The organism is Desulfobulbus oligotrophicus, from assembly GCF_016446285.1.
GTDB lineage: Bacteria > Desulfobacterota > Desulfobulbia > Desulfobulbales > Desulfobulbaceae > Desulfobulbus > Desulfobulbus oligotrophicus.
In genome coordinates this window covers 442,332-464,058 of record NZ_CP054140.1, presented here as the reverse complement: position 1 = coordinate 464,058, position 21,727 = coordinate 442,332, and the positions used below count along the sequence as shown (strand labels likewise).

Here is a 21,727-nt window from a genome sequence, read left to right as displayed (position 1 = left end):
AACCGTCTCAATAACTGTTTCGCACGCTTACAAATATCTTGGAGAGGAGAGAAGTATGCACGTTATTCTTGATCTTTGTCTGGTACCGCTTGGCGTTGGTGTGTCTGTCTCCCCATATGTGGCGGAGTGTCACCGGATTTTACAGCAGGCGGGGTTGAAAACCCAGCTGCATGCCTATGGCACAAATATCGAAGGTGAGTGGGATGTGGTCATGGCAGCGGTGAAGCGTTGCCACGAACGGGTGCATGAGATGGGGGCACCGCGTATTACCACCACCATCAAGCTGGGAACCCGCATCGATCGCGATCAGACCATGGCTGACAAGATCCGGAGTGTGGAACAGAAGCTGGTGTGAAGAACGGTCCGGCAACCCGGCAGTCTGGGCCTGTTGTCGCACTCAGAACAACACCTGTCCGCGCAACAGATCCTGGTTCGGCTTTTCCGGCATACCGGTTGAACGACTGATCAGAGCGCAGGGAACTGTCTGCTGAACGCCCTGATGAATTGGTCCAGCTCCTGTTGCGGGAGCTGGTTGATGCCGGCAGAGGCTGTCCTGCCGCCACCGGTGGCAAACTGACGGCAGAGCGTGTCTGCACCGTGCCGGTTTGTTAAAGGGGCGCGCACGCTGACCAGATAACTTTCATCCGGTCGGGGAAGCAGAACAGCGTGGGCCAGTTGCGGGTGCTCACGGCTGTAACGGCTGGCAAGTATACCGATTACACGGCGGGCCCAGGGTGCCTCGGGCAGGAGGAAGATTCTGCCGCCGCTGTAGGCATGGGCGGGTTTGAGACAAGCCGCTCGGTCCATATCTTCTGCATACCCTTGCCGCAGTTGTTCCAGCCGGGGATAGGCGGCATGAAAGTGGAACGGATCGCTGAACCGGTTGACCGCACGGAACAGGTCGGCCGGATGAATGAACAGATCGTCCAGGGTCAGCCCATAGCTGTTATAGTTGAACAGCACGCCGATCTCGTTGAGCACCTGCTGTTGTTCGGTGCTGAGGGCAAGGAGGTCGGCAAGTGTGCGGGCAACCTCGTCCAGGCCGTCACCAAAGGCACCGGCAATGGCCCAGGCCCGGTGAGCTCCGCCAAGCAGCTGATCAACGATCAGTGATGTGCACAGTTGAGGCGAGGGGTTGATGTGTGCGGCAAGAAGAGGGCTGGTGGGAACTTCACCGCTGTAGTGATGATCGATGTACACGATATGATTGTTGTTGTCGAGCAGGTGTAGCAGGGCCTGGCGGTTGCTCTCCAGCGAGATGTCAAGCACGGTGATCCGGCTGTCGGAGACCCCGTCAAGCCGGTCAAGCAGAGCGATATCGCGTTTGACTCCGGTAATAAGACGGGCTCCGGGCCGGGGTGTGTGGAGGCGCAGCTGTTGCAGTGCACAGATGCCGTCCGCATCGCCGTTGAAGACATCGATTTGGGCCATGGTGCTGCCAGGGGTTATCTGCCGGGCAGATCGAAACCCAGGGGGTTGCCGATGTTGGCCAAACGGAACGTGAGCATGAAGGTCTGGTCGCCCGGCGTTGAGTTGGAGGAAAGTTCCACTGACCAGCAGGGTTGGGTATAGCGGAGGCGAACCACCTCTTCCAGGGTGTTGCTCTGTTCGATGGCGCGTTCCAGACTGTATCCGGCCGCCAGGTTGTAGGGGAGCTCATACCAGAGCGTGCCCTTGACCGAGTTGATATCTTCCCGTTCGTTGTAGCGGTAATCCATGGTGTAATGGGTACCGGTGTCGTCATGATAACTGCTGTCAATGGAGTGGAGGAAGGCGCCGTCACCGTAGACATCGATGTGGGTGGTGTATTTAATCCGCATGTTCTGCAGCGGATAAAATCCGGTTTCAACAATAACGGGCGTCAGGGGTTTGTCGCTCTTTTCATTGCGAAGATCATAGCCCTGCTTCGCCTTGAGAAAGGCATAGTCCCGTTCAAATTCTTTACCGTTTTGTTCGCCGGCAATGGAAAAGAAGTTGTTGATGCCGAAGTAGAGGGCGTTTTCCTCTTCCAGTTCGTCAATCCTGTCGAACTGGGGCAGAGTCTTTCGATCCGGAATTGAGACGTGGCTGTACCCGACAAAGGGTCTGAGTGTATGGTTGAGGCTGTCTCCACCGCCCAGGCTGACGGCAAAATCCCGCATCATGGTTGTGCCGAGCTCGCTGCTGAAATGAGAGAGAAAACGGTTTTCTGAATCTTTTCCCCCCCATGCATCGGCACCGTTGTCATCGATGATGTAGGAGGTGTTGCGAATGCCGGCGGCTACGGTCGCTTCCAGATAGGGACTGATCGGGATGCCTGTTGAGAGCGTGGGGGCCAAGTCGATCCGCTGGGCGTTCACGCCCTTGTCACGCCAGAAGTTGGTGTAGTTGGCATTCCATAAGAAGTCGGGGTTGTTCAGGAAGGTGATGGGCAGAACCCCTGAATGGGTGAGTGAAGGCAGGGTCCATGCCTTGGAGGGGTTGTTGTCGGTATAGATCTGCTCGCTCACATCGTTGATGATCATGGCCTCACCCAGCAGTGCGGTGCCGTTGTCCCAGGAGCGAAGCGTGGCAACGGTGTTTTCCCGGTACTTGTTGGTTTTGTCGATGAAGCCGCGGCCGAAAGCATCGGAAAATTTCTCCTGGCTGATGCTGAACCCGGTTGAGCCGATATCGAATTCCCGCAGATAATCAAGGTCGGAGACAAGATCAAGATCCAGCCTGGTGGTCCAGGAACCGATATCCTGGTCGGCCTTGCCGCGCAGCCAGTAGCGGTTGGCGTTGGTGTGGGTGAAATGACCTTCTCTGTAGTAGTCAACTTCGTTTGGATCGGAGAGTCTGTCGTTGAGGAAGTTCCCCATCAGCATGCCCTTGCTGTTCTCATCGGATATGTAGCGGAATTCCGCTCCGGTCATGATGCCCCGGTTGGCAATATAACGAGGATAGAGCGTCAGGTCGGCACTCGGCGAGATGTTGAGAAAGAAAGGGGTTTCCAGACTGAAACCGTCGCGATCGGAAAGGGAAAATGTTGGGAAGAGCATGCCGGTCTGCCGCTTACGTTTGGCAGGAAGCACCATGACAGGCGTGTAGAGTACGGGTACATCAAGGATGCGGAAGGTGGCATGGCTGAGCCAGGCATACCCGCCATCGGTGATCTCCACGTCAGAGGCGGCAAAGGACCAGGGCGGGGTCTGTCCGGGCTCGAGTTTACAGGTGATCACCCAGCCATCGGCAATGTGATAGGTGAGGGCCCCGGTTTTTTCAATGACCCGGCCTTCAAAATGGACTTCCTTATCTTCCTGGATGACTGTGGCATTATGAAAGGTGCCGGTCGCCCTGTCCAGATCAATGGCGCCGGAGTCGGCCACCAGCCGGTCGGTACCGACATCGATATACACGTTTCCCGTGACGGTGAGCACGCTGTTTGTGATGTCATAGGAGACCCTGTCCGCCTTGATCGTGGTGGCAGGTTGCTGCTTCTCAAGGATGACATTGCCCTCGGCGATAATGGTCGGAGGGTTCTCGTGTCTGGTCAGTTTATCCGCGCTCAGTTCCCACTGTCGTGCCTGGACCGTATCGGCCCCGGCGGTCTGGGGAATGAAGAGGTGTACAAGAAAGAAAAGAGTCCAGGCAAGGATCGGAGTGGAAGTTTTAACGTGATGCACCTCGATCGACTCCTTCGGGTGTCTGAGTAAAGAAAGGGTAATGCTGGGCCGGAGTCTCCATGTCTGGATGAAGGGATCACGACACGCAACTACCTGTCGCTATTAGCGAAACAGGAGGGGGAACAGTCGACGGCAATGGGCCTGACTGTACGTGTCCGCCTACAATGTGTCAAGCAAAAACTCACAGATTTGCCTTGCGCTGCTGTGCGAATTCGGATAAAAACCCCCATTCATAACAGTTCCCAATAGCCTGATTTTCCGAAGCCAGTACTGATTTTTCCTTGAGGGCCGGTTGCGGCATCTGTGGCCGCCCGCAACGCTTTATGAACTATATTTTCGGACCGGTGAATTCCAGGCGACTCGGCCGCTCCCTCGGCATCGACCTCTTTCCCCAGAAAATCTGTAACCTTGATTGCGTTTACTGCGAGGTCGGACCAACAATTGCAACGGTATGCAGGCGAGCCGCCTACTCGTCTGCGGCAGCTGTTATGGCGGAAGTTGCCGACTGGTGCCGGCAGCCGGAGCTGCTGGACAAGGTGGATGTGCTGACCGTGACGGCCAAAGGGGAGCCGACCCTGCACAGCGAGATCGGCACCATCCTCCGGTTTTTAAAGGAAACAACCCGTAAACCGGTGGCTGTTCTGACAAACGGGACAACATTACATGATGAGGCGGTTCGTCGTGATCTCATGGCCGCAGACATTGTTGTGCCTTCCCTGGATGCAGCTCGATCAGCGAGTTTTGCCGGGGTTGACCGTCCGGCGGCCGGGATTGATATACAGAAGGTTATTGAAGGTTTGACTGTTTTCAGCCATGCCTTTTCCGGTATGCTTTGGCTTGAGATTCTTTTGGTCCGGGGAATGAACGATTCCACCGAGGACCTGGATGCTCTGGTTGCCGCGCTCCAACCGATGCGGCTGGACAGAATACAGCTGAATACGGTGGTACGGCCTCCGGCGGATCCGGCTGCGCATCCCCTGCCGCCGGAACAGTTGACAGCTTGTGCATCCCGGCTTGGTACCGAGCTCAATCTGCCGGTTGATGTATCCTTTGCCGCCCCGGATGCGGCGCACCAGCACCCCTTGGACGATACACGGTCTGTTCCCCCGGTATCGTTGCCCGTGGTGTTGGAGAAAATACAGGAAATTGTGCAACGGCGGCCATGCACCGCCGTTGATGTAGACCGGATTTTCCGCCTTGGCGGTCCGGACAAAGTTGAGCAGCTGCTCATGCCGCTGGTGCAGGCTGGTGTCCTGCACATCAAGGCCCATGGAGGCACCCGGTATTACCATCGGGTGCGCTGACAGAGGTTCCCGGGTACATATGGGGCCTGTTTTCGGCCGGGCGTGCGTAGCAGCGTGCTGATAAAATGAGACAGGAAACGAATGACAGAGATAGAACACGAACAGAACGAACAGAAAAATACAGCCTTGCCCGAACGCAAGGCACGAACCGGTGCCTGGTGGAAAAGCATCCCAGGTAAATCAGCTGCAGCAGCCACGCCTGAAACGGTCGATCTACAGGCCCGGCCCGATGATAAAGATAATAAAGATAATAAAGATAAAGCGGAGAAACCAGCCGGAAAAAAGGCACGGTCAGCCCCTGCGGACGATGCCGGTTTAAAGAAGGCGCCGCCGGAGCAGGCGCCGGCGGCTGCAGCTGCCCGGAACAACACTGAAGAGCAGGCACTGGCGGCATCAGAGGCACCGGAGGTCGAGGCCAAGGCCGAGGTCAGGCCGGCACCACCCAGGAAACGTCGGCCGCGACGCAGTGCTAAAAAACGGCCCTTGCAGGAAGAGGCGCCGGATCCTGCGGCAGATGTATCAGAGAGTGGTGATGAAGCGCCGGAGGATGTGGCCGATGCGGAGGATGAGGAAGAACTTGATGACGTTGTCGAGGATGATCATTCGGAGTTTCCTGAAAAACCGGTTGTTTACAAACTGTTTATCAATGCCGAGGAGCCCGAGGAATGCCGCGTGGCCCTGGTTGAAGACGGACGGCTGGAATCGTTTCATGTAACCACCAGTGACCGTGAACCAACCAAGAACAACATCTACAAGGGGCGGGTTGTTTCTATAGAGGCCAACCTGCAGGCAGCCTTTGTGGATATCGGTACCGGCCGCAACGGGTTTCTCCCTTTCAACGAGATCCATCCTGAATACTATCGTGAGGATGTGAATGAACGTATTCGTGACCTCATTGCCCAGCAGCAGTGGAAAAAACTGAAGATTGAGGAGGTGCTGCAAAAGGGGCAGGAGGTGCTGGTCCAGGTGGTGAAAGAGGTTACCGGCAACAAGGGGGCCAACATGACCACCTATCTGTCGTTGCCGGGCCGCTGTCTGGTGCTGATGCCCGGCAGTGATTCCGCCGGTATTTCCCGTAAGATTGTCGGCGAGGAGCGCCGGGGCACCCTGCGGGAAATCATGAGCGGATTCGAGATTCCCGAAGGTATCGGATACATTATCAGGACAGCCAGCGCTGAGATCACCAAGACAGTCCTGGAAAAGGATCTGCAGAGTTTGCTGGCCTTGTGGGCAGAGGTGAAGCACCGCGGTCAGACCATGGAGGCGCCCGCCCTTGTCTATGAGGAGCGGGATACGGTGGTCCGTTTTCTTCGGGATTACTTTTTTCCGGAGATTCAGGAGATTACCGTTGATACCAAAGAGTCGCTGGACAATGTCAACGCCTTTATCAGCCTGCTGCCGAAGGAGCAGCGTCAGGTCAAGGTCAAGCTCCATCGGGGCGTTAAACCGATTTTTAATCAGTTTAATATCGAAGAACAGATCGAGTCCATCTTCAAGCCGCAGGTGGCCTTGCCGTCCGGCGGTTCGATCGTCATCAATCCCACAGAGGCGTTGGTCGCCATTGATGTCAACTCCGGGCGGACATCAAAAAATGCCGACTTTGACGAAACAATCTTCCTGGCCAATATGGAGGCGGCTGCTGAACTGGCGCGACAGTTGCGGTTGCGGGACCTGGGCGGTCTGATTGTGGTTGACTTCATCGATATGCGGAACAAAAAGCATATTCGCGAGGTTGAGCGTCAGGTCAAGGTCAGTATGAAACGTGACAAGGCAAAAGTCGACATCAGCAGGATCTCCCGTTTCGGGCTCATGCAGATCTCACGGCAGAAGATGGGGGCTCCTATTGAGAAGGGCAGTTATCGGACCTGTGATCACTGCCAGGGAAGGGGAGTTGTCCGTTCGGTTGAAACGCTGGCCCTGTACTATCTACGTCGTATTCAGACCGGTGTCAGCCGGAAGAAGGTGGGCAGGATCGAGTGCCGACTGCCGCTTGATGTGGCACAGTATCTGCTCAACAAAAAACGGGCGGAGCTCCTTGAGCTGGAAAGTAAACATTCGGCACGCATTGATATAATCCCCCGGCTTGAAATGAAACCAATGGAAAATCAGATTGATTTCCTTGAAGGCGAGGCCGAATCATAAGCCATGGGCATGCCCTGGCGGGCAATGCATACACTTCCTGTCATTGACAGGAAGTGAGAAGCAGTAAAAAAAACTTGAATCCATGCCGGGTTCAGAGTATACAAACAAACTGTTTTAGCGCCTGTAGCTCAGCTGGATAGAGCGCCGGACTACGAATCCGTAGGTCGGGAGTTCGAATCTCTCCAGGCGCGCCACATGTACAAGGGGTTAGGCTGGATCAGCTTAACCCCTTTTTTTTATACTGTCACCGGACGGTGCATAACGCTGGTCAGGCATCTGCCGCCGTATCTGCCCGGTGATTCTGATCTGCAGAGGAAGATATGAAAGTCGGCATTATTGGGCTGCCACAGACAGGTAAAAAGACCCTGTTTCAGGTGTTGACCGGTAACGAAGTGCAGGAGACAGGCGGCCCCCTGAAACCCATTCCCGGTACTGCAAATATTGTTGATCAACGTTTCGATCGGCTGGTGACCATGTATCAGCCGAAAAAGGAGACCAGGGCGCGTATCGATTTTGTCCTTTTGCCGAAGCTGGAACAAGAGGTGATCGTTAAGGGCGATGTTTTCCGGGATATCAGTGATGTGGATACCCTGTGCCACGTGGTTCGCGCCTTTGAAGATGATTCGATATACCATGCTGCCGGCTCGGTGGACCCTTTGCGGGATGTTGCCGCTGTCAACGCCGAGTTGCAGCTCCACGACCAGCTCTTTCTTGAAAAGCGCATCGATCGTCTGGAAACAGGTCTGAAAAAGGTGAAGGATGAGCGACAGCTCAAGGAGCTGGCCTTGCTGAAGCGTATGCAGGAGCATCTGGAAAACGATCATCCGCTTCGTCTGCTGGAGTTGAGTGAAGAGGAGGATCTGCTGATCCGCAGTTATCCGCTGCTCACCAGAAAGGAGATGATCCTGGTCTTCAACATCGGTGAAGATCAGGTCAACGACACCTCTCTGCTCGACCGGGTACAGGATCTCTGTGCAGCCGAAAAGATGGAGGCCATGGTTGTGTCGGCCGGGGTGGAGTCGGAAATAGCCCTGCTTGACAGCGAAGAGGAGCGTCGGGAATTTCTGCAGGATATGGGTATTGAAGAGCCGGCGCTGGAAGTTCTGACCGGCCTGTGTCTCAAGGCCCTGGGACGTATCTCCTTTTTCACCGTGGGGAAGGATGAGGTGCACCAGTGGCTGGTCCGTACCGGTTCACCGGCCCCGGTGGCCGCCGGTGTTATTCATTCTGATCTGCAGAAGGGATTTATCCGGGCAGAGGTCATAAAGTATGACGAACTGATTGCTCTGGGAAGCGAGGCTGAACTGAAAAAAGCCGGTAAACTCGCTGTTCAGGGTAAGGACTATACCGTCGTTGACGGAGATATCCTGAACATCCGCTTCAATGTGTAACACCGTTGCAGCGGCAACTGTCCAGGAGATCAGGCGGTCGGCCGGTCCTCAGGCGTGATCTTCTTTTTGATATCAATGATCGGAGTCCCGTCAAGGACGTCCAGTCCGACAACTTCCAGGCAGTTGTTACGTATCGCCAGTATCCGCACTTCGGAGAGTGCAATCGGGTTCGGCCGATCCGGGCTGCGGGTGGCAAAGACACCGTGCAGGCCGCGGGAGCGGTCCCCCCGCGGATATACCAGGAGCCGGGTGCGGTCTGACCGATCCAGCCAGAACAGGACAACAATGGTGTGTCCTGCTGCAATACCCTGCAGGCCGTCCTGAAACGCCGGGTAGATCTCCAGAACACCTTTACGATCTGATATGTCGTAGTTTTTCGGCGCGTCTTCCCGGGAAGTGATATCGCAGTGGACGATACCGATGGGCTGCAGAATGGGCTGAGACATGGAGTGCTCCTTGATTCGTCGTGTGCTTGAAAGGGGTTACCCGGCCGCAAGGGTCCGGACGCGGTCACAGGTTGCATCGAGATCAATGGTACGCAGCTGTCGATCATAAACCACTATCCGACCGTTGACAATGACCGTGCGGACACTGCTGCCGGCCTGACTGTACACGAGGAGCCGGGGGCCATGAAAGGGTTGGGTATGCGGTTGCTGAAGATCAAGGAGGATCAGATCAGCCGGCGCACCGGGTGCCAGGGTGCCGTGACCGTTTTGCAGCCCCAGGGCCTCGGCACCACCGGCTGTGGCCATGTGCAGCAGTGTGCCGGCGGGTGCTGCTGCGGGGTCACAGGGGGTGACCTTGTGAACTTTAGCGGCAAAATCCATTTCCCGGAAGATGTCCAGGCTGTTGTTGGAGGCTGCGGAGTCTGTGCCCAGGGCAAGTCGCACGCGCTGCTGCAGCATGGCACTGAGCGGCATGCGCCCGGAGGCCAGTTTGGCATTGCTCTGTGGACAGGTGACCACCGCGCAACCGTGTGCCGTCAGATCGACGAGGTCACTGTCTGTTGCCCATGTGCAGTGGACACAGATCGTGTCCGGATCAAGCAGGTGCAGGGCTTGCAGATGGCCGATCGGAGTTGAGGCCTGCGGTTCAGCAATGTGACGGCCTTCGTCTCTGGTTTCGGCAACATGAATAAACAGAGGCGCCTGGTGATAACGGGTCAGCTCTTTGGCCTGTTGCAGCGTTGTATTGGAACAGGTGTAGGCAGAGTGAGCAAAGATGCCGGGTGTGATTAAGGGGTCACGCCCCTGCCAGTGTTCCAGGAAACGAGCGGCAACCTTGATGTTCTGTGCAGGGTCAGGGACACCGGGGGCTGGAAAGTCGAGGACAGCCTGGGCGGCCACACAGCGGATACCTGTTTCCACACAGGCACGTGCCACTTCGTCCTCCAGGAAATAGCCGTCAGCTACGGTGGTCGTACCGCTGAGCAGCATTTCCGCGGCAGCCAGTTTGCTGCACCAGTACACCATCTCCGGGTTGACCTGTCTGGCTTCGGCCGGAAAGATGTGGGTCTGCAGCCAGGTATGCAGGTCAAGGTCATCGGCCAGGCCACGGAACAGTGTCATAGGGGCATGGCAGTGTCCATTGACCAGTCCGGGCATGACCAGTTGTCCTGCACCGCTGATCACGGTTGCATCTGCTGTCGGCGGACAGGCGGACATGGGACCGACTGTACTGATCAGTGTACCGGTGATCGCAACAAACCCTTTGGCAATCACCTGTTCTGTGTCGGGAAAGGGGAGAATTGTCGTGTTGGTGATCAGGAGATCGATGTGCATAAGTGATTGCGTGCGGTCGTGAAGATGGTGTATCACTTTGGTCGGTTGGATCTGAAAGGACATTATACCTGAATGTGCCGAAGTCGCAAACCTGCGGGCAGGCGCTGTCACAGCAGGGCTTTGGGCAGGTCGTTTGCGTGTGAACGTCGACGGCTGAGAAGGAGAACAGAGAATGAATATTCAGGAGAAAAAAATCTTTATCAGCCAGCTGACCGCCGGTCAGCAGCTGCAGGATGTATTTCTGGTGGCAAAAAAATCACTGGCTGATACCAGGGCCGGCAAACCCTACCTTGCCATGACCCTGATGGACCGGACCGGTGAGATTGAGGTCAGGGTCTGGGAGAACGCGCAGCAGTATGACGCCCTGATCGAAGAGGGTGACTATGCCCTGGTGCAGGCTGTGGTCAAACCCTTCCGTGACCAGTTGCAGATGACCGTGACCTCCCTGCGGAAGGTGGATGAGACAGCGGTGGATCTGGCATCTTTTCTGCGGACAAGCACAAGGCCGGCGGCTGAGATGCATGCCGCTCTGGATGCGGTGATCGGTTCCATTACTGATCCGGCACTGCAGCAGCTTCTGCAAACCATCTTTCAGGGAGAGGTGCTGCAGAAATTTCAACGGGCGCCGGCTGCCAAAAAGTTACACCATGCCTATATCGGCGGCTTGATGGAACATACCCTGTCGATTGTCGGCATGGCGGACAAGGTGGCGGACCATTATCCCCTGATCGATCGGGACATGCTGATTGCCGGAGCCCTGGTGCATGACCTGGCCAAGATTGAGGAGTTTGATTATTCCAAACCAGCCTTTCAGTACACAGACCGGGGGCGCCTGGTCGGTCATCTGGTCATGGGAGTGGATATTGTGCGCCGGGCAGCCGGGCAGGTACCGGCGATCACAGACGATCAGCTGGACCGGCTTCTGCACATGATCCTCAGTCATCACGGCCAATACGGCTTTGGCTCCCCGGTGTTGCCCATGACGCCGGAAGCCATCCTGCTGCATTATCTTGACGACATGGACGCCAAGATGCAGTACATGGAATCATTGTGCGTCAAGATGGACGGTAACAGCTGGCAGTGGACCGATTATCAGCGGCATCTGGAGCGCTATCTCTACCTTCGTGCCTGCGGGGCAGCTCAGGAGGAAGGGGCGGAGCAGGCGGAAGATATCCCTGATCCGGCGGCCTCTTCACCAGCTGAGCCGGTTCGTCAGCCCAGGGAGAAATCGTCGTTGGCCCATCGCCAGCAGTCTCTCTTTTAAGCGGTGATGTTTTCCTCGCTGACAGGTCAAGCCAGGGCCCTTTCCCTGTTGAATCGAGCCCTGACCAGTGGCCGTATGGCCCATGCCTACCTGTTTGTCGGTCCCGACGGTGTGGGAAAGACCACCTGTGCTCTGGAGCTGGCGGCAGTCCTCCTCTGTCGGCATCCTCAGGAGGGACGACCGTGTACGATCTGTCCGGGGTGCCTTAAATTACAATCCGGTAACCATCCGGATCTCCTGCGTCTGCAACCGGACGGTGCTGCCCTTAAAATCGATCAGATCCGCGGGTTGAAAAAAACGCTCAACTATGCACCGTTTGAAAGCAGGGTACGGATCGTCATCCTGGAAGAGGTGCAGACCATGCGGCGGGAGGCCGGTAACAGTCTGCTGAAACTGCTTGAAGAACCCCCGCCCGATAATCTGCTTATCCTGATCAGTAACAGTCTTGATGCTCTTCTCGGGACCATTGTTTCCCGCTGCCACGTCATTCCCTTTGTTTCACTGCCGCTTGAGCAGGCAGCTGCCGTTATCCACCGGCATCGCCCGGAGCTCGATACTGCCGATTGTCATGCCCTGGCCGCCCTGACCGGTGGTTGTCCGGGCCAGGCGCTGGCTATGGAGACGGATGGGGCTCTACCGGTTTATCAGCGCATTCTCCAAACCATAGCGGCGGATGAACAGTCCGGAGCACAGCGGATTGAACAGGCGATCACGCTGGCTGTCACCCTGGCCGACTGTAAGGATGGGCTGGAGAATGTCCTGCATCTTTTGCGGATCTTTTTTAAAGATGCAATGATGGTGCACTGCGGTTTAACCGTTCCGAACATGCCGCTTGGTGTGGAGCAGATAAGAGAACGCTGGAATTTAGACGGGCTTTCTGCTAAGATTGCGGCCATTGACCTGGCCGAACAGGCACTTGCCGGGAACTGTAACCGTGGTCTGATCAGTGAAGTTCTTCTTCTGGAACTCCTTGATTGCACACACCTCAACATCGAATCAGTATGATTGAACAGCCAAACGCATCGCAACTTGCTGATGACGCATCCCTTATGATGGAAGGCAGTGGCGGGGAAGAGGCGCTCTGTTATTATAAAATCTATTTTCGCGAGCAGGGGCAGCGCTTTACTGCCAATGCCCACCTGGCAGACCTGATCCCGGGAGACCGGGTTATGGTCCGGATGGAACACGGTATCGAGCCGGCAACCATTGCCGATCGCAGCCCGGGAGTACCTGCCGGGGACCGGGCAGCGGGCTATCCTATTCAACGTCGGGTGAGTGAGGAGGAGGATGAAAAGTATACCCTCCTGGCACAGTTGGAACACGAGGCCTTTCTTCTCTGCAAGGACCGTATTCAAACACTCCACCTGCCCATGCATCTGGTCCGGGTCGAGCGATTTTTTAACGGGTCAAAGATAATTTTCTACTTTACTGCTGAAAGCCGCGTGGATTTTCGGGAACTGGTCAAGGTGCTGGTCCATGAGTTTCGAACCCGCATTGAGATGCGCCAGATCGGGGTTCGCCACGAGACCCAGATGATCGGAGGCATCGGGCACTGTGGACGCGAACTGTGCTGTTCCCTGTTTTTGACCACCTTTGATTCGGTTTCAATCAAGATGGCAAAAGCCCAGGATCTCCCCCTTAATCCGGCTAAAATATCCGGGCTGTGCAACCGCCTGCTCTGCTGCCTGACCTATGAGTATGAGACCTATAAGACAATGAAAAAAGGGATGCCCCGGGTTGGACGACAGATCGAATTCGAGGGCACTGTGTACCAGGTCACCCGCTTGATCCCTCTGCTCGGACAGGTGGCGACGATCTCATCCCAGGGCGAAGAGCGGGTGTTCACCGAGGAGGAATGGCGTTCCGCTGATCCGGTCCTCAAGACAACAACCCGGAAGAACATCAGCAAACGTGGTAAAAAGATGAAAGCCGATGCCTGGAAGGATCAGGAAGAGGCCGAGGAAAAGTGAGCAATGCACCTGCGGGCTGTGCTCTTTTTGCTCCGACCGATACCATGATCCGTCTTCTCTACTGTTCATTCTAACTGTTGAGCCAGTATGCCGACCTACGTCACAACCCCGATCTACTATGTCAATGCCATGCCGCACCTGGGGCATGCCTATACCACGATAGTTGCAGACACCTACAGCCGTTTTCGCCGACTCTGCGGGGATGATGTCCGTTTCCAGACCGGCACGGATGAGCATGGTGAAAAAATCGCTGAGGCGGCGGGCAGGGCGGGCGAGGCTCCCCGAGCCTATGTTGACCGGGTGGCAGCCGCCTTTCAGGCAACCTGGCCGTTGCTGGCGGTTGCGCCTGATCACTTTATCCGCACCACTGATCCTGATCATATCAAGACTGTGCAGAGTATCCTGCAGCAGGTGTACGATGCCGGGGATATTTATTTCAGCGAATACTCCGGTCTCTACTGCCGGGGGTGTGAACGGTTTCTGACTGAAAAAGAGCTGGTGGACGGTAAATGCCCTGATCATCAGGTCGAGCCCAGCCCCATTACGGAGCAGAATTATTTTTTCCGGATGTCCAGATACCAGGACTGGCTGATCGACCATATCAAGGCCAACCCCGACTTCATCACCCCGGAACGCTACCGGAACGAGGTGCTGTCCTTTCTCAGCGATCCTCTTGAAGATCTCTGTATTTCCCGGCCGACTTCACGCTTAACCTGGGGTATTCCACTGCCCTTTGACAGTAACTTTGTCACCTATGTCTGGTTTGACGCCCTGATCAACTATCTCACCGGGATCGGTTATCCGGACGGACCTGACTTCAATACCTACTGGGCAGTGGCGGAGCACATCATTGCCAAGGATATCCTGAAACCGCACGGCATCTACTGGCCGACCATGCTCCGGGCCATGGGGCTCAATCCCTATCAGCGTCTTCATGTGCATGGATACTGGAATGTGGATGCCACCAAGATGTCCAAGTCGCTGGGGAACGTGGTGCGTCCGAAGGAACTGGTCGATGCCTTTGGCGTGGATACCCTGCGTTACTTTGTGCTTCGGGAGATGAGTTTCGGTCTTGATGCCTCGTTTTCCAGTGATGCTATCCTGGCCCGGCATAATGCGGATCTGGCCAACGATCTGGGCAACCTGTTCTCCCGCTCCCTGACCATGATCGATAAGTATGCCGACGGTCAGGTGCCGGAACGGGAGGCTGGGACCATTATCCCGGATGATCGGGCCCTGATGAGCGCGTTTACCGCCGCTATCATCGACTACAGAGAGCATATGGACGGGTTCCGGTTTCATAAGGCGTTGCAGGCGGTGTGGGAGGTGATCAGCCTCTTGAACCGATATATTGTGACCAACGCACCCTGGGAAATGGCCAAAAATCCTCGGCAGGCGGATCGGTTGCGAACGGTACTGTACTTTTTAGCCGAATCACTGTGGAAGATTGCCGTGCTTCTTGGACCGGTCATGCCGGAGACTGCCCGGAAAATGACGGTGGCCCTGGGCATGGAGCAACTGTTTGCGGCCATCACCATCGACAACCTGCAGAAGTGGGGAGAAATCCCATCAGGTACGGTGATCGATAAGGGAACGCCTCTGTTTCCCCGTGTGGAGAAAAATGTCGAAATCAGTGCTGCAACGCCGGTCAGGCAGCCATCAGCAGCGACTGTTGCTGTTGAGACCACAGAGGGCCTGATCAGTTTTGATCAGTTCCAGTCTGTGGATCTGCGGGTAGCGGAGATTGTGGCCGCGGAAAAGGTCGACAAATCAAAGCGATTGCTTAAACTAACAGTGCGGGCTCCTGAAGAACGGACCATTGTTGCCGGCATTGCAGAGTTCTATGCCCCGGAAACCCTCATCGGCCGACGGGTCATTATCGTGGCGAATCTGAAGCCGGCCAAGCTCATGGGGATCGCATCCCAGGGCATGATGCTGGCAGCAAAGGAGCAGCAGGCCGACGGGACGGAGAAACTGGTTATTGCCACCGTGGCCGCACCTGTTGCAGCCGGGAGCCGGGTAGCGTAAACCGGTGAAACCGTCAGGCCACTATGCAGTCACTCGACCAAATAAACAAGGAAAAGAGCGAATATGTTCATGCTGAGCAACTTTCTCATGGCTGTAGCTAAACTACTGAACTTCGTCCTCGGCGCCTACATTTGGGTGGTGATTGCACGGGCGGTGATTACCTGGGTCAATGCCGACCCCTATAACCCTATTGTCCGATTCTTGCGTCAGGTGACCGATCCGGTGCTGGTGAAGATCCGTCGTTTTGTCCCGGTAATGGGCGGTCTTGATCTCAGCCCCATGGTCCTTATCCTGATCATTATCTTTTTGCAGAGCTTTCTTGTCCCCACGATCCAGCAGCTGGCCATGTATTTTCAGTAAATGCGCAACCCCTCCGGGAGCTCCTGCTGAAAACACCCGGGGCCTTCTGTGTCGGACAGAGAGCATGTTTCCAGGATATCATGAAGCAGTCCGACACCACTCTTCCCTGTCTGCAGTCACTTCCCGACGGCTCTCTGTCCATTGCCCTGTATGTCCAGCCTCGGGCCGCACGTGACGGCCTGGCCGGTTTACACGAGGGCAGACTCAAGCTGCGGCTGACAACGCCGCCGGTTGACGGCAAGGCCAATAAAGCGGTGATCAGTTTTCTCGCCAGGCTGCTGCATCTTCCTAAATCTTCATTAACCATCAGGACCGGCCTGCAGAGTCGATCTAAAGTCGTTATCGTGACCGGTGCTGATTTTGAGCAGGTACAGTCTGTCTTAAGAGCCCGTCTTGCGGCGGATTCAGTATGAGTGAGTGTTGGGGGTCGGCGGTGGATGCCTGCCGAAACCTGCATCACTGCAAATTGACCATATATCTGAAACATCAGGGGGAAATATGAAAAAAATGGTGGTGGCCAACTGGAAGGCCTATCTCTCACCGGAACGGGCTCGGCAATGGTGTGCTGTTTTTGCTGAGGTGTATCGCCCTCGGCTGGATGTGGAGGTTGTCATCGCGGTACCGGCACTGTTCATGGAGTCAGCGGCAAAGTGGGCACAGCCGATTGCAGGGATATCACTGGCAGCGCAGGGGGTTTCTGCGTATCCCCAGGGAAGTTATACAGGTTCGATACCAGCGGCCTGGTTGCGGGGACTGGCCCGCTACACGCTGATCGGTCACCGGGAAAGGCGGCAGTACTTCCGGGAAACAACACAGGATGTTGCACGGCAGGCCTACGAGTCGCTGGTTGAAGATCTGCAGCCGATCGTCTGCTTTGGTCAGAATCAGATCGTCACCCAGGCTGCTGCCATGGCCTCGGAGGAGTTGCCTAAACTGCTATGGGCGTATACGCCGGAAACACCGGGCACCCTGGAGATGGCCAGAAGCGAGACAGACATTACAGCGCAGTTACCGGCCATCGGCCGGGCAACGGATAACCGTCCGGTGCTTTATGGCGGCGGGATAACCGTGGACAACGCCGACCGGCTGTGGTCATTGCCGGGGTTGAGCGGTATCATGCTGGGTAAGGCCTGTCTGGATGCCGCCGCCTTTGCTGCACTGGTGAACCGTCTTTAAGCCGGAAACATCTCTGGTTTTGCATGCACAGCCGCCGGATGTGGCAACGCACACCCGGCGGATCGGGTGGATGGCCGGTGCAGGGCAAGCAGGTGACTGCAGTCCCGAGACACCGGTAAAGACAGCCTAGTTCATCATTTCCAGCATTGCCCGGATCAGCTTATCCGCTCCCTCGGCAATCTGGTCGATTCGTGAGTTGAGCATGTAGCAGGGGGTGCTGACGATCTTCTGGTCGCGGTCAATGGCGATCTCACCCTGCATGGTTGGCTGATGGTGTGCCCCCATGGCAGCGATGTTGTCTGCAGTCCCCTGGTCCTGACCGATGGTGAGGGTGACGTTGCCAAGTACCTTGGCAAGGATCACCGGTGCTATGCACAGAGCACCGATTGGTTTGCCGGCATCGTGGATACCCTTGATAGCACCGGCCACATCCTTGTTGACGGTGCAGTTCGCACCGTCAAACGCATAGGAGCTGAGGTTTTTGGCAGCCCCGAATCCTCCCGGGATAACCAGCCCGTCAACAGAATTCGGGTTGAAGGTGGCAAGGGAGGCGATTTTGCCTCTGGCAATGCGTGCCGATTCAATCAGGACGTTACGCTTCTCACTCATCTCCTCACCGGTGATATGGTTGAGAACATGGTGTTGTCTGATGTCCGGGGCATAACATTGAAAGTCTGCGCCGTTTTTATGGATGGCCCAGAGGGTGAGGGTGGCCTCGTGGATTTCGGCACCGTCCTGGTGTCCACAACCGGAAAGAATGACGGCAAATATTTTTTTCTGCATAACAGCCTCCAAATCAACGGATTGACGAAGAGTTCGTTCCTGTCCGGGCCGGATCGCCCCGACAGGGATGGTGTTAGTCTAATGAATAAATGGCGCTGAGATTCCGATATCTTTCAGCATAGTCAAGACCATAGCCGACGAGAAAGCCGCGATCGAGGTCAAAGCCGACAAAATCGACATCAACGGCCGTGGTCCTTCGTTCTTTTTTGTCAATCAGCGTACAGGTGCGCACGTCTGCGGCCCTGCCGGCTGAAAAGTGCTGCTGCAGCCAGGCCATGGTCGTGCCGGTATCAACGATATCCTCCACCAGGAGCACATCCTTGCCGGTCAGGTCAATGTCCGGTTCCCTGATTAAACAAATGGAGCCGGATGAGACCGATGCCTTGCCGTAGCTGACCACCCGGACAAAATCGATTTCAAGGTCCAGGTCAATGGCCCGGCAAAGATCCGCTGTAAAGATAAAGGCGCCGTTCAGCACGCCAAGGAGTACCAGCCGTCTGCCCCGGTATTGCTGACCGATCTGCTGTCCGAGTTCCCGGACGCGCCGGTGGATCTGTTCGGTGCTGAGAACGGGGGTGCTCGGTAACTGTAAGTTCACCATAGTACAGGTACAGGTTTGTGTTACTGTTCATCTTGCCATTTTTTGAGAACAGCGGCAGCCTCATCCCTCTCCTCAAAGGCGTTTTTCTGGGTCAATGCTTGTGTCAGTTCCTGGATCGCCTCCTGCTTTTTACCTTCTCCATACAGCGCCAGGGCAAGATGATAGCGGAGAACCGGCAGATCATCCTGTTTTTGTACAGCCTGGGCAAACTCGTTACGCGCAAGGGTGTACGATCCGCGTTTGTAATGGACCCATCCCAGGGTATCGATGATATAGGCATCGTCCGGCTGCTGCTGTTTGGCAAGCATTGCCAGGCGTAACGCCTCACCAAGATCCGGATTTTCACTTTCAGCAATCAGCCAGGCAAGGTTGTTGGCCGCCGGAGCAAAATCCGGTTTGATGGTCAGGATGTGGGCGTACGTTTCCCGGGCCAGACCATGTTCGGCGGTCTGTTCGTAGAGTGAACCCAGGCCCATATGCGCGTTCACAGACCGGGGATGCTTGCGCAGCAGGTCTTTGTACTCCGCGATGGCCTGGTCGGTTTTACCCTGTTTGGCAAGGACCATGGCGCTCATCGTATACGAGAGGGGGTTTTCCGGGTCAAGCTCCTGAGCCTTTTGGTAGGCAGCCAGCGCCTTTTCCGGTTGGTCGGCACTCAGATAGAGATTGCCCAGAAGAATCTGCAGCCCCCCGCTCTGTGGTGCTTTGGCGATCTGGGCCTGGGCCATTTTCAGCAGATCTTCCTGTTTGGCACCTTCTGTTTGAGCAATCTGCAGCAGAAAGGTCAGTCCCTTGGCGTTATCCGGTTGGATGGTGAGCAGTTTTGTAAACGTCTGTTTTGCTTTTTCATGCTGCCCCATTGCCAGATAGGTGAGCCCAAGACCGCCGAGAACATCGACATTTTCAGGTAGTTTATTGTGGAGGTCGACAAACATCTTTTCTGCTGTCCCGTAGTCCCTGGTCGCAAACATGCTTTCAGCCAGGGTCAGCGCCGACCGGAAATCGTTAGGATTGATTTTCAGGGCAGTGGCAGCCTCTTTTTTGGCTGTTTCAAATTCTCCTTCCTGCAGTGAAAGCGCGGCCAGTAACGAGCGGGCCCTGGCAAAGCCGGGATTAAGTTTAATAGCCTCGAGCAGGGCCTCCTTAGCCTGTCTCCTGTCCATCTGGTTGCTGTGCGCCACGGCCTTGACCAGGTATGGTTTATCCCATTTCGGGTAGTCCCGGATCAGTCCGTTGATGATGCTCAGGGCTTCCGGATTTTTGTCTTCCCGGGTATAGAATTTAGCCTGAACCAGGTTGGCTCCGGCATTTTTTTCCTGTTTGGCAAGTATCTGCCCCATCAGGTGTCGCGCCTCTTCAAACCTGCCGTGGTCAAAGTAAAAGTCGGCCAGCTGTGCCTGGACATCTTCTTTCACCTCTGCGGTGTCAATGGCCTCCTTGTACTGTTGCTCTGCCTGATCGGGCTTGTGCTGTCTGGTGTAAAATTCGGCAAGGGAGAGTTTCAGCCGGCTGTTTTTCGGATCAGCTTGAACGGCCTGCTGGAGATGCTGTTCAGCTGCTGCCACGTTGTTGTGCGCAAGGTCGATGGAGGCCATCTGCAGGTACGGTTGCGGAGAATCCGGAAATGCTCCGGCCATTTTCTCAAGAATCTCCCGGGCCTTGTACGGCTGTTGGCGTTCGATGTAAAAGGACGCCAGCAGGGAGTAGTTTGTTGCCTCGTTCCGGTCGAGCTCCAGAGCCTTGAGAAAGGCCTGCTCTGCTTCCGGAAAACGTTGCATGGCTGATAAGACACGACCCTTAACACCCCACAACCGGTCATCTTCAGGTGTTTTGGCCAGGGCTCTGTCAATACCGGCAAGAGCTGCCTCATGGTTGCCCTCAAACAGCTCCACATTGGCGAGCAGGGCAAGGGCATCTTTGTTGTCGGCGTCCTTGGCAAGTATTTCGTTGAGCAGCTTTCTGGAGGCCTCTTTCTGGTCGGCAAGCAGATACAGTTCAGCGGTTTTTATCTTGGCATCGAAGTTGGCCGGGTCGAGACTCGCCGCCTGCTGTAGTTCTTCAAAGGCCAGATTAGGCTCGCCACGATTGAGGTACAGCAGCCCGAGCTGGTAACGGGCCTCGGCATATTTCGGGTCGATCTGCACTGCGTTGCGCAGCTCGATGATCGCCTCCTGTTCCTTGCTGTCCTCCAGGTACACCATGGCTTTTTTAAGGTGGGTGACCTTCTTCTGTGCCGGGTCACTGGAGCACCCGAAGAGGACGGAAACGACCAGAAAACAGGAGCAGGCGTAGACAACAACGGGCCGAAAGAAAAGGTGCATAGTATGTTCCCTGACAGGCTCAAAAAATAAAATGTAATTACATGTTGTTAACTATAACCAAGAATTCGCTGTTCTTTCTAGAAAAAGTTCGTTTTTTTTCTTTCTTATGATAAATTGCTCAATGAGAGTGGTTTATTGTACAATATTGTTCATACATCCGTAATGGAGGGGGAGAATGTTTAGAAAACAATATTTGCTTGCCATCTGGGTTCTGATCGTCATGTTTGTGGTAACCGGAGCCGTGCAGGAGGTGTTTGCCGCCGGAGATTCATCGGATGGCAGTGCCACTGAAACAATGAAGAAACAGTTGCGCAGCGACATTGTCGGCACCAAGGTGTTTCCCGGGGAAGATCAGGAGTATGTCATTGGTCATGGTGACGTTCTCTCGGTGGTTATCTACGGTGAGGGCAACATGGCGGCCACGAGCTCTGCCGCCGGCATAGGCATGGAGATGGAAGGTCTGCCCGGAGGTGAACCGACAGGTGGTCGTCAGGCAGGCGGCAACATCGCCGAGGGTGCGGTGGTAAGGACAGACGGGCGGGTCTCGTTGCTGCATATCGGTGATGTGAACGTTCTCGGAATGACAATGACCCAGGCAACCGACTATCTGACAAAACTGTATGCCACGGTGTATTCCAACCCCATGGTAACGGTGAGCCTTATGCAGAGCAACAGCCGCCGGTACACGGTTATGGGTGAGATCAGAACCCCCGGTGTTTTCAACCTTGACTATCCGGTGACCGTGGTGCAGGCCATTGCCCGCAGCGGTGGCTTTACCGAGTGGGCAAAGCACAGCATCACCGTTGCCAGGGTGGGGGATGATGTGAAGACCAGCAGGGGTGAAGAGGGAAAAACAAACCTCAAGTTTGATTACGACGATTTAGTGAAGGGGAAAAATCTGGAGCAGAATATTTACTTACAGTCCGGTGATATCGTCATTGTCCACTAGTCACCAAGGAGCG

19 protein-coding genes and 1 tRNA gene are annotated in these 21,727 nt (G+C 55.6%); 13 read left to right on the top strand and 7 right to left on the bottom strand.

Features of this window, described 5'->3' with window-relative positions; genetic code table 11:
- The first annotated feature begins 55 nt into the window (after window positions 1–55).
- Window positions 56–355 carry an MTH1187 family thiamine-binding protein gene (locus tag HP555_RS02105; RefSeq protein ID WP_199263574.1) on the top strand — a complete coding sequence of 100 codons (300 nt, stop codon included), beginning with the start codon at window positions 56–58 and terminating at the stop codon, window positions 353–355.
- Between the two features lie 110 nt (window positions 356–465).
- On the opposite strand, the gene HP555_RS02100 is transcribed toward HP555_RS02105, so the two are convergent.
- Window positions 466–1,431 (bottom strand): acetyltransferase, encoded by a 966-nt coding sequence (locus HP555_RS02100; protein WP_199263573.1) that lies wholly within the window; start codon window positions 1,429–1,431, stop codon window positions 466–468.
- 14 nt (window positions 1,432–1,445) lie between these two features.
- Window positions 1,446–3,644 (bottom strand): LPS-assembly protein LptD, encoded by a 2,199-nt coding sequence (locus HP555_RS02095; RefSeq protein ID WP_199263572.1) that lies wholly within the window; start codon window positions 3,642–3,644, stop codon window positions 1,446–1,448.
- 323 nt (window positions 3,645–3,967) lie between these two features.
- Between HP555_RS02095 and HP555_RS02090 the strand changes: the two genes are divergently transcribed.
- The 4 genes from HP555_RS02090 to ychF all read left to right on the top strand — a co-directional run bounded on the left by HP555_RS02090 (window position 3,968) and on the right by ychF (window position 8,481).
- Window positions 3,968–4,948: a radical SAM protein gene (locus HP555_RS02090; protein ID WP_199263571.1), complete on the top strand. Its 981-nt coding sequence runs from the start codon at window positions 3,968–3,970 to the stop codon at window positions 4,946–4,948.
- 81 nt (window positions 4,949–5,029) lie between these two features.
- Complete coding sequence (locus HP555_RS02085) at window positions 5,030–7,090, top strand: Rne/Rng family ribonuclease (protein WP_199263570.1); 2,061 nt, start codon at window positions 5,030–5,032, stop codon at window positions 7,088–7,090.
- A gap of 117 nt (window positions 7,091–7,207) precedes the next feature.
- A tRNA-Arg gene (locus HP555_RS02080) sits at window positions 7,208–7,284 on the top strand.
- Between the two features lie 126 nt (window positions 7,285–7,410).
- Window positions 7,411–8,481 carry a redox-regulated ATPase YchF gene (gene ychF, locus HP555_RS02075; RefSeq protein ID WP_199263569.1) on the top strand — a complete coding sequence of 357 codons (1,071 nt, stop codon included), beginning with the start codon at window positions 7,411–7,413 and terminating at the stop codon, window positions 8,479–8,481.
- Window positions 8,482–8,510: 29 nt separating this feature from the next.
- Here ychF and tsaA read toward each other — a convergent pair whose 3' ends face one another.
- Both tsaA and HP555_RS02065 read right to left on the bottom strand, forming a co-directional pair.
- Window positions 8,511–8,927, bottom strand: a complete 417-nt coding sequence (gene tsaA, locus HP555_RS02070; protein WP_199263568.1) for a tRNA (N6-threonylcarbamoyladenosine(37)-N6)-methyltransferase TrmO — start codon at window positions 8,925–8,927, stop codon at window positions 8,511–8,513.
- Between the two features lie 36 nt (window positions 8,928–8,963).
- Window positions 8,964–10,262: an amidohydrolase family protein gene (locus tag HP555_RS02065; RefSeq protein WP_233249225.1), complete on the bottom strand. Its 1,299-nt coding sequence runs from the start codon at window positions 10,260–10,262 to the stop codon at window positions 8,964–8,966.
- Between the two features lie 172 nt (window positions 10,263–10,434).
- Between HP555_RS02065 and HP555_RS02060 the strand changes: the two genes are divergently transcribed.
- From HP555_RS02060 to HP555_RS02030, 7 genes are all read left to right on the top strand, one after another.
- Window positions 10,435–11,526 (top strand): 3'-5' exoribonuclease YhaM family protein, encoded by a 1,092-nt coding sequence (locus tag HP555_RS02060; RefSeq protein ID WP_199263566.1) that lies wholly within the window; start codon window positions 10,435–10,437, stop codon window positions 11,524–11,526.
- Window positions 11,527–11,532: 6 nt separating this feature from the next.
- On the top strand, window positions 11,533–12,531 hold the full coding sequence (gene holB / locus HP555_RS02055; protein ID WP_233249286.1) for a DNA polymerase III subunit delta': 999 nt from the start codon (window positions 11,533–11,535) through the stop codon (window positions 12,529–12,531).
- Complete coding sequence (locus HP555_RS14175) at window positions 12,528–13,496, top strand: PSP1 domain-containing protein (RefSeq protein WP_269846852.1); 969 nt, start codon at window positions 12,528–12,530, stop codon at window positions 13,494–13,496. The genes holB and HP555_RS14175 overlap by 4 nt, the downstream gene beginning before the upstream one ends.
- An 87-nt stretch (window positions 13,497–13,583) precedes the next feature.
- The gene (gene metG / locus HP555_RS02045) at window positions 13,584–15,524 is read left to right on the top strand and encodes a methionine--tRNA ligase (RefSeq protein WP_199263564.1); all 1,941 of its coding nucleotides are present in this window, start codon (window positions 13,584–13,586) and stop codon (window positions 15,522–15,524) included.
- 63 nt (window positions 15,525–15,587) lie between these two features.
- Window positions 15,588–15,884 (top strand): YggT family protein, encoded by a 297-nt coding sequence (locus HP555_RS02040; RefSeq protein ID WP_199263563.1) that lies wholly within the window; start codon window positions 15,588–15,590, stop codon window positions 15,882–15,884.
- An 80-nt stretch (window positions 15,885–15,964) separates the two neighbouring features.
- Window positions 15,965–16,297 carry a DUF167 domain-containing protein gene (locus HP555_RS02035; RefSeq protein WP_199263562.1) on the top strand — a complete coding sequence of 111 codons (333 nt, stop codon included), beginning with the start codon at window positions 15,965–15,967 and terminating at the stop codon, window positions 16,295–16,297.
- Between the two features lie 85 nt (window positions 16,298–16,382).
- Entirely contained in the window at window positions 16,383–17,060 is a 678-nt protein-coding gene (locus tag HP555_RS02030) for a triose-phosphate isomerase (RefSeq protein WP_199263561.1), read from the top strand.
- Window positions 17,061–17,186: 126 nt separating this feature from the next.
- Here HP555_RS02030 and elbB read toward each other — a convergent pair whose 3' ends face one another.
- From elbB to HP555_RS02015, 3 genes are all read right to left on the bottom strand, one after another.
- Entirely contained in the window at window positions 17,187–17,843 is a 657-nt protein-coding gene (gene elbB, locus HP555_RS02025; RefSeq protein WP_199263560.1) for an isoprenoid biosynthesis glyoxalase ElbB, read from the bottom strand.
- 73 nt (window positions 17,844–17,916) lie between these two features.
- On the bottom strand, window positions 17,917–18,444 hold the full coding sequence (gene hpt, locus HP555_RS02020; RefSeq protein WP_199263559.1) for a hypoxanthine phosphoribosyltransferase: 528 nt from the start codon (window positions 18,442–18,444) through the stop codon (window positions 17,917–17,919).
- Between the two features lie 20 nt (window positions 18,445–18,464).
- Window positions 18,465–20,765 carry a tetratricopeptide repeat protein gene (locus tag HP555_RS02015; protein ID WP_199263558.1) on the bottom strand — a complete coding sequence of 767 codons (2,301 nt, stop codon included), beginning with the start codon at window positions 20,763–20,765 and terminating at the stop codon, window positions 18,465–18,467.
- A 175-nt stretch (window positions 20,766–20,940) separates the two neighbouring features.
- On the opposite strand from HP555_RS02015, the gene HP555_RS02010 reads away from it, so the two are divergent.
- Window positions 20,941–21,714, top strand: coding sequence for a polysaccharide biosynthesis/export family protein (locus tag HP555_RS02010; RefSeq protein WP_199263557.1), 774 nt, complete (start codon window positions 20,941–20,943; stop codon window positions 21,712–21,714).
- Window positions 21,715–21,727: the final 13 nt, after the last annotated feature.